This is a genomic window from Streptomyces sp. P6-2-1 (genome assembly GCF_050613165.1).
Lineage (GTDB): Bacteria > Actinomycetota > Actinomycetes > Streptomycetales > Streptomycetaceae > Streptomyces.
Genome location: NZ_CP192513.1, coordinates 3,005,630 through 3,018,036, shown reverse-complemented (window position 1 = coordinate 3,018,036; position 12,407 = coordinate 3,005,630). Strand labels below are relative to the sequence as shown.

Annotated in this window: 12 protein-coding genes; 4 read left to right on the top strand and 8 right to left on the bottom strand. The window is 75.0% G+C overall.

Translation table 11 applies throughout. The features are described 5' to 3' along the window. Positions 1 to 323 precede the first annotated feature (323 nt). Positions 324 to 980: a VanZ family protein gene (locus ACQYWQ_RS12945; RefSeq protein ID WP_431039172.1), complete on the top strand. Its 657-nt coding sequence runs from the start codon at positions 324 to 326 to the stop codon at positions 978 to 980. A gap of 140 nt (positions 981 to 1,120) precedes the next feature. Here the strand turns inward: ACQYWQ_RS12945 and ACQYWQ_RS12940 are convergent, their stop codons facing one another. After that, on the bottom strand, positions 1,121 to 3,634 hold the full coding sequence (locus tag ACQYWQ_RS12940) for a helicase-associated domain-containing protein (RefSeq protein ID WP_431034626.1): 2,514 nt from the start codon (positions 3,632 to 3,634) through the stop codon (positions 1,121 to 1,123). A 341-nt stretch (positions 3,635 to 3,975) separates the two neighbouring features. Here ACQYWQ_RS12940 and ACQYWQ_RS12935 point away from each other — a divergent pair, with 341 nt between their 5' ends. Then, positions 3,976 to 5,025, top strand: coding sequence for an HAAS signaling domain-containing protein (locus ACQYWQ_RS12935; protein ID WP_431034625.1), 1,050 nt, complete (start codon positions 3,976 to 3,978; stop codon positions 5,023 to 5,025). A 64-nt stretch (positions 5,026 to 5,089) separates the two neighbouring features. Here ACQYWQ_RS12935 and ACQYWQ_RS12930 read toward each other — a convergent pair whose 3' ends face one another. The 3 genes from ACQYWQ_RS12930 to ACQYWQ_RS12920 form a co-directional block, all read right to left on the bottom strand. Continuing rightward, positions 5,090 to 5,533 carry a GNAT family N-acetyltransferase gene (locus ACQYWQ_RS12930; protein ID WP_431034623.1) on the bottom strand — a complete coding sequence of 148 codons (444 nt, stop codon included), beginning with the start codon at positions 5,531 to 5,533 and terminating at the stop codon, positions 5,090 to 5,092. Positions 5,534 to 5,560: 27 nt separating this feature from the next. Next, positions 5,561 to 5,944 (bottom strand): VOC family protein, encoded by a 384-nt coding sequence (locus ACQYWQ_RS12925; RefSeq protein ID WP_431034621.1) that lies wholly within the window; start codon positions 5,942 to 5,944, stop codon positions 5,561 to 5,563. Between the two features lie 61 nt (positions 5,945 to 6,005). Beyond that, complete coding sequence (locus ACQYWQ_RS12920; RefSeq protein ID WP_431034620.1) at positions 6,006 to 6,965, bottom strand: hypothetical protein; 960 nt, start codon at positions 6,963 to 6,965, stop codon at positions 6,006 to 6,008. Between the two features lie 152 nt (positions 6,966 to 7,117). Between ACQYWQ_RS12920 and ACQYWQ_RS12915 the strand changes: the two genes are divergently transcribed. Further along, positions 7,118 to 7,918, top strand: coding sequence for an HAD family hydrolase (locus tag ACQYWQ_RS12915; RefSeq protein ID WP_431034619.1), 801 nt, complete (start codon positions 7,118 to 7,120; stop codon positions 7,916 to 7,918). 498 nt (positions 7,919 to 8,416) lie between these two features. On the opposite strand, the gene ACQYWQ_RS12910 is transcribed toward ACQYWQ_RS12915, so the two are convergent. Next, on the bottom strand, positions 8,417 to 8,710 hold the full coding sequence (locus ACQYWQ_RS12910) for a hypothetical protein (RefSeq protein WP_431034618.1): 294 nt from the start codon (positions 8,708 to 8,710) through the stop codon (positions 8,417 to 8,419). Between the two features lie 414 nt (positions 8,711 to 9,124). Between ACQYWQ_RS12910 and ACQYWQ_RS12905 the strand changes: the two genes are divergently transcribed. Further along, positions 9,125 to 9,508 (top strand): cold-shock protein, encoded by a 384-nt coding sequence (locus tag ACQYWQ_RS12905; protein WP_009066836.1) that lies wholly within the window; start codon positions 9,125 to 9,127, stop codon positions 9,506 to 9,508. 166 nt (positions 9,509 to 9,674) lie between these two features. On the opposite strand, the gene ACQYWQ_RS12900 is transcribed toward ACQYWQ_RS12905, so the two are convergent. The 3 genes from ACQYWQ_RS12900 to ACQYWQ_RS12890 all read right to left on the bottom strand — a co-directional run bounded on the left by ACQYWQ_RS12900 (position 9,675) and on the right by ACQYWQ_RS12890 (position 12,047). After that, positions 9,675 to 10,583: a 1,4-dihydroxy-6-naphthoate synthase gene (locus tag ACQYWQ_RS12900; protein WP_431034616.1), complete on the bottom strand. Its 909-nt coding sequence runs from the start codon at positions 10,581 to 10,583 to the stop codon at positions 9,675 to 9,677. Between the two features lie 106 nt (positions 10,584 to 10,689). Next, positions 10,690 to 11,556, bottom strand: a complete 867-nt coding sequence (locus ACQYWQ_RS12895; protein WP_431034614.1) for a futalosine hydrolase — start codon at positions 11,554 to 11,556, stop codon at positions 10,690 to 10,692. An 8-nt stretch (positions 11,557 to 11,564) separates the two neighbouring features. Next, entirely contained in the window at positions 11,565 to 12,047 is a 483-nt protein-coding gene (locus tag ACQYWQ_RS12890) for a DUF2771 domain-containing protein (RefSeq protein WP_431034613.1), read from the bottom strand. Positions 12,048 to 12,407: the final 360 nt, after the last annotated feature.

Genomic DNA, 12,407 nt, shown 5'->3' with positions numbered 1-12,407 from the left:
GGACGGAGCGGCGGCCGGGCGTGCGGGAGCAACGGCCGTGTGTGGGGCAGGCGTTGGGGTAAGCGGCCGGTATGACGAGGGCTGGGCGGGACGAGCGGGCGAAGCCGGACGCGGGGTCCGGTACGGCGGTACGGCACGGGCGGTGGCGCGAGGCGTGGGCGTGGCCGAGGCGGGACGGGACCTCCCCGCCCCCGGTGAAACAGCCCACTGGAGCCGCTGCGGATCGGGCTGCTACGGACCGGGCCGCCGCAGACAGTGCCGCTGCGGAAGGTGCCGCGGTGGTGCGCAGGTCCTGGGGCCGGGCACTGCTGCTCGGTTTGACGATGGTGGTCGCGTTCCTGCTGCTCGTGGCGTTCTCGGCGGTGCTCGCGAAGCTGACGCTCACCCCCTCGCCCGCCTCGGACGGCCTCGCGGGCTCGAACCTGCATCCGGGGCACTCGCTGCGGCAGTACGCGGAGGACTACACGTTTCTCGCGGCCTGCAAGCAGGTCGGTGGGAACCTGCTGCTCGGTGCCCCCTTCGGGGTTCTGTTGCCGCTCCTCGTACCGCGCAGGATGCGCCTGGTGCGGGTGTTCGTCGTGACCCTGCTCGTCATGTCGCTCGTCGAGCTGGCGCAGGGAGCGGTGATCGAGGGCCGGGCCTTCGACGTGGACGACGTCATCCTGAACACGGCGGGGGCGCTGCTCGGCTACGCCTTCATCGGCCGCCGTCTGTCCCGCTCGCTGCGGCGCCGCACGGACCCCCGCCCCGCTCGCGTCCGCCCCGCCCGCGTCCGCCGCGTCCGGAAGGCGGCCGCTCCGCGACCGGAGACCGTCCCGGCGTCACCAGCCCCGCCGAAGCCTGCGGCGACCCGCGCCGCATCCGGCCGCCTCGCCCGCCTGCGCGTGTCGACGGCCCGTTTCCTTCGCGCCCGCCGTGCGGCCGCCGTACCGGAACCGGAGGCGAAACCGAAGACGGGACTCTCCGGCCCGGCGGCCTGAGCGGACCGCGAGGGACGCGGAGCAGACGAGGAGCGGCGGACCCGCAGGGACACCGCACCCCGATGCGGACCGGACCTGTGGCGCGGCCCGAGCGGTCCGGGCGCGGGCTCGGGTGCCTCCGTCCGTTCTCCGTCCCGGTCTCAGCCGTCCCCGCCCTGTCCCGAAGCGGGTGTCGGTTCGCCCTCCGCCGGGGTGGGGATTTCGGCGACCCCGGTGATGCGGTGCAGCGGATAGGTGCGGAGTTCCTCGGCCGTGTGGTCGTAGGCGGTGACGAAGCCGCCCTCGACGCGGACCGGCGCGATGAGGCGGCGGTCGGCAGCGCCTTCCGCGTCGATGTAGCCGATCCAGACGGACTCTCCGGTGAGGACCGCGTTCTGGAGCGTGACGAGGGTTTCGGAGGCGGAGGTGCGAGGCGGCTCGGAGGGAGCGACGAGCCCGGCCGGGGGCGCGGGCGGCGCGGTGGTCACCGCCGTGTCACCGGCCCGGATGGCCCGTACCGCCGCGGCGAGCAGCGTCTGCCGCGGGCGCGTACCGCCCTCGCCGACCGGCTCGGGGGCGCGGCGCGGCGGGGTGCGGTGCCGCGCGCTGGAGCGTACGAGGACGTCGCCGCCAGGGCCTTCGGCGGCCGGGGCGAAGCCGAGGCCGCGCAACCCGTCGAGGAGTACGGCGGGTTCCGAGGGCGAGGCGGCGACGGTCGGCGCGAGCCGGCGCAGACGCAGCGTCTCCGAGCGCCGGTCGGCGAGGATCTCGTCGAGCACGGTGGCCTCTTCGCACCGTACGTACGAGGAGGCGGCGCCGACCCGGAGATGGCCGTGGCGGCGGGCCACGTCGTCGACGAGGTAGGCGAGGGGCTGCGGGACGGGAGTGAGCGAGTGCGTGGCGAGGAACTCGTGGATCGCCTCGGCCGAGTAGCCCGCGTCGAGGGAACGCCGTACCGAGCCCGGCGTGAAGCGGTAGACCGTCGCGCCGCCCTTGGACTCGATATCGGCGAGCAGCGCGAGGCGCTCCGCGAGGGGCCGCTGGAGCGGGCCCGGCGCCACGGCCGTCAGGTCGGCCTGGAGCAGGACGTGGTCGAGCGGCGGGGGCAGCAGCTCGGCGAGCATGTCGACGAGCGCCGTGTCCTGCCCGGCGAGGAGCGCGCGCCCCTGCCGGGTGAGGGCGCCGCGCCCGGTGACACCGAGGAGTTCGGCCTCGGTGAGCGTCCAGCCCGCGATACGGGTCCGCAGGTCGTTCTCGTGCGCGGCGCCGCGCAGCGGGCGTTCCCAGCGCAGCCGGGCGAGCAGCGAGTCCGGCTCAGGCACGCTGCCGGGGCCGAGTTCCGCCAGGAGAGCGAGGACGCGGTGCCGTACCTCGGGGGCCGCCGTACGGTCGAGGTGCGGGCCGAGCGCGGAGAGCGTGCGGTCCTTGCTGTCGCTGCCGCCGACGAGCCCTGCCGTGCGGGTCGCGGCGAGCCACGCGGTGGCGAGCACGGCCCAGCGGCGGGCGGGCGGCAGATCGAGCCAGTCGTCGAAGTACGGGGTCGGCGCGTAGTGCTCGTCGGCTTCGCCGTCGGCGGCGACGAGCCCGGACGCGTAGGCGAGTTCGAGCCAGAAGGCGGCGGTGTCCTCGGAGGTCTCCAGGTATCCGGCGGTGCGCTTGAGGTCGCGCTGGCTCAGGCCGCCCGCGCGGAGCACGGCCGGGCCGAGGTCCTTGGTCCGCGACCACGACTGACGCGGCGAGCCCCACTCCTTGAGCAGGTCCTCAAGGGTCTGGAGCGCGGCGTACGCCTGCCCGGCGGCCGCCGCGTCGGCCTCACGTTCCTCGCGCGTGGCGCGGACGGCGACGGCGGGCGGCTCGGGCTCGACGGCGCGGTGGGCGCGCCCGCCGCGCAGATGGAGCGCGACCTCGCGCGGCAGGACGACGGTCCCCGGCGCGGTCGGTACGAGCAGCCCCCGGTCCAGGAGCCAGCGCAGGTGCGCCGCCGGGTGCGCCGTCACCTGCCCGTACGGCGGTCCCCAGACGAGCCGGCCGAGCACCTCGACGGCGTCGGCGGGAGCCTCGTCGAGGAGCGCGCCGAGCCGCGCGGGGTCGGTGAAGAGCGCGGTGAGCGCCTGGACGGCGGTCACCGAGTCGTGCGTCGAGGCCAGTCCGGCCTCGGTCAGGATGGTCTGGAGCCGGCCGGGGGACATGCCCGCGGTGGCCTCGGCGAGACTCGGGCCGAGGCCCGTGGGAGAGGGGTGGGCCGCGCTCGGGGCGAGGAGTTCCCGCGCGGTGCGTACGAGGCGCAGCCGTTCGTCGGGGCCCCAGACGAGGGCGCGTTCGCGCAGCAGGGCCAGGGTCCGCGGCAGCGTCTCCTTGGTGGCCGGGTCGCCCTCGTCGCCGGTCAGAAGCCCTTCGAGCAGGTCGTAGGGGGCGGGGTCGGGGGCGACGGCGAGTGCCTCGGCGGTCTGGAGGGCGAAACGGTCGAGCCGTTCCAGCGCGCGCAGTACGGAGGCACGGGTCGCGGCACGAGTGGCGAGCTGTGTCAGGTCGACAGGTACCGGGTTGAGCAGATCGGGCCGCGCGCGCAGCAGCGCGACGAGCGAGGCGTCGTCACGTACCCGCAGGGCTTCGGCGAGCGAACGCGGTCCCGGCCGCGTGGCCGGTCCGTCCTCGGTTGGTGCAGGGCTGCTCATCCCGCCCACGGTAGCGGGTGCGAGGGGCGGCGGGTGGGTGCGAGACGGCTTGGGTGTCGCGGACCCGCCCCCTGCCGGGCTCAGGGACGGCTCCGGTACGGGGTGTTTCCCGGCACGGCCGGAGGGGGCGCGCCGCCTGTACGGGCCCGGACTGCCCGCGCGCCCCCGGCCCGTACGGGCCGTGTCCCCGCCCGCCCGGTCGCGCGCGTCACCTGCGAGGGGAGCCCCCGTATCCCCGTGCGAGGCGACGGCCGGGAGCCGATTCCCCCTCCGCTGGGGCCGAGTTCGGTACCGTCTTCGCAGCAGGTGTGCGGGCTGTCGGACGTGGTGGAGGGGCAGCGGTGGGGATCGAGACTGATCAGCTCGTCTTCGATTACCTGAGCCGGGTCGGGGACCTGGCGCAGCAGCAACAGCTGTCGGCCGGGGAGCGGATGCGGCTCGTGGCGGGGCTGCGCGGGGAGATCGACCGCAGCAGAGCCAGGCCCACGACTCCGGATTCGCCTGCGGCCGTGCGCCGTATCCTCTCGCGGCTCGGCAGCCCGGAGGACGTCGTGGCGGGCGCGGGCGGGGCGGGTGCCGGAATCGCGCCGGGACCTGACGAGACCTCGTACGGCCCGGACCGGGTGGCCCGTCCCTCGCGTTTCCGGGGCTTCTCGAAGGACACCTCCTTCGTGAAGGACACCGGCGCCCCTGCGGACGCGGGTTCCGATGGGGCCGCGCCGGGTGTGCCCCGGCCCCGTGCGGCGGGGACCGGCGGCCTGGAGGACTACGACGACGGTGGGTCGGCGGGGGCCCGCGCGGGGAGCAGCGCCGAGTGGTGGCGCACCGAGGCGGGTGGTCCGGAGCCGCACGGCTTCTTCGGGGGCGGTGACCAGGTCGCCGGCTTCGTCGGCGGGATCGAGGCGCCGGAAATGCTCGGGCTGCGGCCGCGGGTCCCCGCGCAGCGCCCGGGGGACGCGGAGGAGAAGGCGCCGCCCGAGACGGTGGTCGTGGAGGAACCGGCGGGGAAGCCCCGGCGGCGCCTGCGGGTGCCCAGGCCCGGGACGTTGGGCAATCCGCTGCTGCTCCTCGCGGCCGCCGCGCTCGTCGTCGGCGCGGTGCTCGGCTCCTGGCTGCCGCTCGCGGCCGGCTGGCTCCTGGCCTGGGCCTCGCGCAGGCTCAGTACGAACGAGTCGAAGGTCGCGGTCATCGGCATCCCGGCACTCTCGCTGGCCGCCGGGGCCGTCTGGCTGTGGGGACGGAGCGAGGGCCGCTGGGGCGCGCCGCTCGCGCGGGGCGAGATGAGCGCGGCGATCGCCGACACGTGGCCGTGGGTGGTCCGTATCGCCGCGATCGCCTCGGCGCTCTTCCTCGTCTGGCGCGCGCAGCGCGTGGCGAAGGCGAAGGGCTGAGGGGGCGAAGGGCTGAGGGGGCGGGCGGGAAGGAGGCCGGTGCCGAGGCCCGGGGCCGTCGCCGTCACTCCCGCCGCAGGTCCACCCACGGGATCGTGCTCCCCGGCAGCACGTACCGCTCGATCTCCGTGAAGCCGTGGGCCCGCGCGAACCGCAGTCCCGCCTCGTTCGACGCGAGGACGCACGTCTCGATCGCGGTCGCGCCGAGCGCGTGCGCCCGGCGCAGCGCGCTCGCGTACAACTCCTCGCCGTAGCCGCGCCGACGGTGGGCCGGCAGGACACGTGCGATGACCGTGGCGACGCCGTCGCGCGGCGGCCGCACGGTCGTGGAGCCGACGAGGACGCCGTCCGCGACGGCGAGGTCCAGGTGGTTGCGCCCCGCCCGCTCCCGTACCTCCGCGAGGCTCAGGGGCTGCACGGGGATGACCGCGTTGTGGACGTACCGCCAGTCACCGAGGGCGTCGTCACCGCGTGGCTGCGCGATACGAAGGCCATGAGGGCTGCTCATCGGGCCATCAGATCATGTGACGGCCACTCATTCACCGTCGTAGCAGAGACAGAAGGGATAGCCCGCCGGGTCGAGCAGGGTGCGGACGTGCGGGTGGAGCGGGTCAGGTACGGGCACGGCGCCCCGTTCGACGGCCTCGGCGACCGCCGCTTCGAGGTCGCCGACCTGGAAGTCGAAGTGCATCATGGGCCGTTGCCCGCCGGGCACGGGTGGCCACACGGGGCGTACGTGGTCCTCGGCGTACTGGAAGACGAGGAACGGCCCGGAGGGGCTCGCGGCCACGATCGTCGTGCCCGGTTCCTCATGGCCGACGTGCCAGTCGAGCAGCCCGGCGTAGAACCGCCCGAGCGCCCCGGGATCGGGCGCCTCCACCGCCGTAGCCCACCACATGCCGCCGTCACGCGCCTTCATGCGTACGCCCCCCGCTCGTCCTGCCGCCGTCCGCGCCGTCCGCGCCGTCCGCGCTCCGGGCTCAAATCCTGCTCGCCGCACCGCACTCGTCGGAGTCCTTCATGGTGTCCAGGCTCTCGCTGCGGTCGTACGGGTCCTTCTCGGGACCGCTTCCCTCGACGCTCCCGGCGGCCCGGTCGGAGTCGAAGGTGGGCGCGAAGACAGGGTTCTTCTGGTCGCAACCACCGTTCGTCGACGTGGACTTGAACGAAACGAGTGAGAACGTGCCTGGTTCGGTGATGACTTTGCTCGGATCGTCCCAGTTCACGACGAGTTCGCGGCGCACGATCGTACGGGTCACCTCGCCGCCGCCGGCCCGCTCCAGCGCGTAGACGAACGTCACGTCGCTCGTCACCCGGAGTGCGCCGTTCGTCCCCTCGCGGAAGTCGAGGCGGCCGCGCGTCTTGACGACCTTCGTCGCGGGCTGGACGAGGCTCGTGTCGAAGCGGCTGAAGAGGCGGAGCGGGTTGTGCTCACGGGTCGGTGTCCTGCCGAACGCGGTCTTCAGGAACTCCTGTATGTCCTTCTGGCGCGGGTTGATCAGGTCGATCGCCTCGCGTGGGCGTTCGCCGCGCAGTACGGCGGGGTCCAGGTTCGACGCGGCGAGGAAGTCCACGGTGTCGGCGAGGGCGTCGGCGACCTGCTTCCTGCTCATCCAGCCCGTGGCGCGCGCGGCGGGCACGGTGATGCCCGCGCGGCCGTCCGCCCAGCGCGCCGCCGGGGAACCGCGGAAGGGGTGCGCTCCGGTGGGCTTCATAGCGGGTGGCGTCGCCGGGGCGTTCTCGGGACGGCTCGTCTCGGCGGGGAGCGCGGAGGTGTCCTCGGCGCCGAACCACGCCGAGACCCTGCCCGGGCCCACCGCGACCACGAGCACGGCCGCGAGGGCGAGCAGCCCCAGCGCGTACCACCAGCCCTGGCCGCCGCGCCGGCCGCGCGCCTGGTAGCTCCCCCAAGCGTCGGGCGACGCCTTCCGATCCCTCATGCCCCCGCACCTCTCCCGTCGTGGCCCCCTGGGCCGTGGATTGCCGCCGATCATGGCACCTGCCACTGACAACGGTCCCTTCCGGTGCGGCGCGGGATCCTCCGGGGGCGCTGGGCGGGCGGCGTCCCCGTACCTCCTGAGAGACTGGGACCATGCCCCACGACATAACCCCCAGTGACCCCGTGACCAGCCGAAACCGCGCGGCCGATGCCGCCGCCGATGCCGCCATCGATGCCTCTGCCGATGCCTGTGCCGCAGTCGTCGACGCCTCCGCCGTACCGCTCTCGGAGACGACCGATGGTGGTCCGGTCGTCGGGTTCGACCTCGACATGACGCTCGTGGACTCGCGGCGCGGGATCGGCGCGGTCTACCGGGCGCTCGCGGCGGAGACGGGCGCGGACATCGACGTGGACCTCGTGACGAGCCGGCTCGGGCCGCCGCTGGAGCACGAGATGGCGAACTGGTTCCCGCCGGAGCAGGTCATCGCCATGAGCGACCGATACCGCGTGCTCTACCCCGAGCACGCGATCGCCGACACGACAGCGATGCCGGGCGCGCGGGAGGCGCTCGCGGCGGTACGGGCCGCGGGCGGGCGCGTGCTGGTCGTCACGGCGAAGAACCGCGCGCACGCCGCGCTGCACCTCAATCACCTCGGCCTGGAGCCCGACCTGCTGATCGGCGGGCTGTGGGCGGAGGCGAAGGGGACGGCGCTGCGGGCGCAGGGCGCTTCGGTGTACGTGGGGGACCACATCGGTGACGTGCGGGGCGCCCGTACGGCGGACGCGGTGGCGGTCGCGGTGGCGACGGGGCCGTGCGACGCGGAGGAGCTGCGGGGGGCGGGGGCGGACGCGGTGCTCGGGACGCTCGGTGAGTTTCCGGGGTGGCTGGGGGAGTACGTGGCGGGGGCGGCGGGCCGTGCGGGGGGCGTGGGTGGTGGTGCGGCGGCCGGCTAGGCCGGTGTGGGGGGTGCGGAGGTCGGCCAGGCGGATGCGGGTGGTGCGGAGGTCGGCCAGGCGGGGATGCGGGTGGTGCGGCGGCGGCCGGGTCGGCGGGCTCGGGCGGCGTTGCGGGGTGATTGTCGGGTCGGGGGGTGTGGATAACTCGGGTTTCGCGGGGACGGTTCTCACTCGGGGGAGTGAGACGTTGTGCGGCTTTCCCTGAGTTGTCCACAGATGTGGCGAGAGGGGGCGGGGGGCGGGGGCGGTTTTGGAAGGATGGTATTGGGGCCGCCCCCTGGGAGGGCGGGGGCTGTCCTGCGAAGGGCGGAGGCTGTCCCGCGGAGGTCGGAAGCCGCCCCGCCCCCCCAAGCCGAAGGCCCCCCGCCCCGGAGGACAGCAGGCGCCAGCTGCCCTGAAGCCGGAAGACACCCCACGGGAAGGCCGCCCGCACCCGCCTCCCTACACCCCGCCCCCTACATCCCCCGCCCCCTGCCCCCCCCTACACCCCCCGCCCTACCCCCCCGCCTCCCCGCGAGCCCCCGCACGCGCCCCCGCACGCGCCGCGGCACGCGCCGCCTCCCCCCGCCCCGCCACAATCCCCCGCACCACTCCCGCCCCCGCGAGCAGCAGCCCCACCCCCATCAACATGCACACCGCGTAGGCGACCGTCGGGAACGGGTCGGTGTGCAGGAAGAGGGGCGCGAGGGTGACGAGGGTCGCGACGGCGCCGATGGTGAAGACGATGCCGCCGGCGACGACCAGACGGTCGCCGGGGCCGGGCTCCTGGGCGGGGGTTTTGTCAGGCACCGCACCAGGGTAGTTCCAAGGCCCGGGGGAAGAACCCGGGACGTCGTGCCGGGCGCCCGCGCCCTGAGGGGGTGTCCGGCGATTCCGTGCGGGCGGGGGCCCTGTCCCGTGCAGTACTCAGCGGACCACGCGGAATCGCCGGACACCGCCTAGCCTGGACGGCGGCGGGTCCCGATGGCCCGCTGCTGTGCTCTCCAGGGGCCCGCAAGGCCGCTGACGGGGCCTCGGACGGGCCCTCGGGCCGCTGCCCGGCGGTCCGTTCGCGGTGCCGGGGGCCCGCCCCGCGGACCACGTGCGGCTCCCGCCGGTCCCGGTCCGGGGCGCGCGGGCTCACCGGCGGCGGGCGAAGGCGGAGACAGGGGCGGCTCCCGCTGTGGGCAGCCGCCGTGGACAAGCGAGGACGAGGACGAGCAGGTGCCTACCGGCAAGGTCAAGTGGTTCAACAGCGAGAAGGGCTTCGGCTTCCTCTCCCGCGACGACGGCGGTGACGTCTTCGTGCATTCCTCGGCGTTGCCACAGGACGTGGAGACGCTCAAGCCGGGCCAGCGCGTCGAGTTCGGGGTCGTGGCAGGCCAGCGCGGTGATCAGGCGCTCACGGTGACGGTCCTCGACCCGACCCCGTCGGTCGCCGCAGCGCAGCGCCGCAAACCCGACGAGCTGGCCTCGATCGTCCAGGACCTGACGACCCTCCTGGAAGGCGTCGCCCAGCAGCTCGAACGCGGCCGCTACCCCGATCGCGCGAGCGGCGCCAAGACCGCCAACCTCCTCCGCGCGGTCGCCGACCAGCTCGACGTCTGAGCGGACCCACGCCGGGGCGGTACGGAACCGGGGCCCGCGCCCCGCACACGTACCGCCCCCGCACGGGCCGCCCCGCCCCCGCACGTACCGCCCCGTACACGTACCGCCTTGCACACGGGCTCCCGCACACGGGCCCCCGCACACGGGCTCCCGCACACGTACCGCCTCAGCCGAAGTCCAGCGCCTCCGCCGCCACCTCCGGCACCAGCCCCTGCTCCGCCGCGCGTCCGAGCAGCCCCCGCACCGCCCCGTAGCCGTCCTCGCCCAGGTCGGCGGTGAACTCGTTGACGTAGAGACCGATGTGCTGCTCCGCCACCGCCGGGTCCATCTCCTGCGCGTGCGCGGCCACGTACGGGCGGGACGCCTCCGGGTCCGCCCACGCCATGCGCACCGACGTACGGATCGTGTCGGCCAGGGCGCGCAGCCGCTCCTCGCCCAGGGAGCGCTTCGCGACGATCGCGCCGAGCGGGATCGGCAGGCCCGTCGTGGACTCCCAGTGCTCGCCCATGTCGGCGGCCTTGTGCAGCCCGTAGTTCTGGTACGTGAAGCGCGCCTCGTGGATCACGAGCCCGGCGTCCACGCGGCCGTCCCGCACCGCGGGCATGATCTGGTCGAAGGGCATGACGACGATCTCGCCGACCCCGCCGGGCACCGTGTCCGCCGCCCACAGCCGGAACAGCAGGTACGCCGTCGAGCGCTCGCTCGGCACGGCGACCTTCGCGCCGCTCAGGTCCTGCCCCGCCGCGCGCGTCAGCACGAGCGGCCCGCAGCCGCGTCCCAGGGCGCCGCCGCACGGCAGCAGCGTGTACTCGTCGAGAATCCACGGCAGCACCGCGTACGAGACCTTCAGGACCTCCGGCGAGGCGTCCCCGCCGCGCTCGGCGATCCCGTTCGTGATGTCGATGTCCGCGAACGTCACCTCGGGCGCGGCGGCGCCCGGGACCCGGCCGTGCGCCCACGCGTCGAAGACGAAGGTGTCGTTGGGGCACGGTGAGAACGCGATACGCAGTGTCTCCGGCGATCCGCCCCCGGGCGCCGTCCCGTCCGCGCCCGTGCCCGTCTCCGTCACCGTCATCCCGCGGCCTCCTGATCATCCGCCCCCGTCGCGTACCCCTTCATGGTGCACCCACCGGGCCGCGCCCAGGGCGCCGGGCCACCCCGCGTCCCGCGCCCGCGGTCTCTCACACGTACCGCCGTGCCTCCTGGAGCACCGGGGCCAGCGCCACGAAAGCCGAGGTCAGGACCGCGAGCGCCTCCGGGACGCGCCATGCCTCGCGGTCGCGGGGGCCGACCGGGTTCGATACCGCGCGCAGTTCGAGCGCGGGGATGCCGTACCCGTACGCCGCCTCGGCGACGGCGAAGCCCTCCATGCCCTCGCTCGCCGCGCGCGGCCGCAGCGCCCGCAGTTCGGCGGCCCGCTCCGCGGTCCCGGTCACCGTCGAGACGGTCAGCGCCTCGCCCACCACGACGGGCGGCAGCTCGGGCGCGCCCTCGGCGTCCCCGGCGTCCGCCGCCTCGTCCGGGCTCAGCGCGCGCGTCACCTCGCGCAGCAGCGCCGTCGGCGGTACGTGCACGGCGCGCCCGAAGCCGAGGTCCGTGACAGGGACGAAGCCCTCAGCCGTCTGCGCCCCGAGGTCCGCCGCGACCATCGCCTCGGCCACCACGAGCGTCCCGAGCGGCGCCTGCGGCGCGAAGCCGCCGCCGATCCCCGCCGACAGCACGAGGTCGTACGGGTGCTCGTCGAGCGCGGCGACCGCGAGCGCCGCGGCCGTGCCCGCCGCCGCCGCTGCCGGGCCCGCGCCCGTCGCGAGGAGATGCACGGCCTGCGCCGCCCCCGGCGCCTCCGCGCCGCGCTCGGGAAGCGGCGGCGCGACGGGCAGCGGGCCCGCGAGCAGCGGGTCGACGAAGAGGTGATCGCTCGGCAGCGGATCGGGTACGGCGAGCAGTTCGAGGCCGCCCGGCAGCACGCGCGGCACGGGACGGCCGGGGAACGCGCGTGCCACCGCGTCCCGTTCGGCGGGGACTGCGGTGGCGATCAGAACGCGCATGGGGTGGCTCAGTCGTCCTTCTTCTTCACCTTGAACGTCCACAGGCCGTACGCCTTCTTGCCGTCGCCCTCGACGATCGTGACGGTGCCGGTGGACGACTGGCCGCCGTACTGCTCGTTGAAGAAGACGTTGCCCGGGATGGTCGTGTAGGTCTTCTTGCTGGTCCCGGTGATCTGCTGACCGTTCAGCAGGAACGTCCAGCCCTTGTCGGCGATGGCCGGGTCGACGCCGAAGCGGACCGTCGCGTCAGGGTCCACCTTCACCGTCTTGGCGTCGCTCGTCTCCTTGAGGCACTTCTGGAGCGCCGCCGTGTCGAGGGCGTGCCCGTCGTCGTAGCAGGTGGCCTCCGAGTTCACCGAGGTCGTACCGATCGTCACGGTGGCCAGCGGGGTCGGCTTGTCGCAGGCCGACAGGGCGAGGAGACCGGCGGACACGGCGCCGATGGCGGCCACGGCGCGGCGGCGGTTGGCCGGGAAACGCGGGGAGGTCATGGGGGGCAGGCTATATGGCTCCCGCCGTGCGCACCTGCGCGGGGGTACGGCGTGCCGTACGCGCCGACGCGCCGTCAGGGGGCCGCGCGAGCCCTGGCGGTACGGGGGGCACGGGCCCCTCGCGCCCGCAACCGCCGTGCGCCCCGTTCCGCACACGTACCGAACCCGTACAGATCACCCGCCTGCCGTTCACCCGTCCCACGCCCCACCCGCCGCGCGACCTCACCCGTCCCACGCCTCACCCGCCCGCGCGACCAGCCCACAACCGCCACCGGCCCACAACCGCCACCGGCCCACAACCGCCACCGGCCCTGCCCGCGCGACCGGCCCACAACCGCCACCGGCCCTGCCCGCGCGACC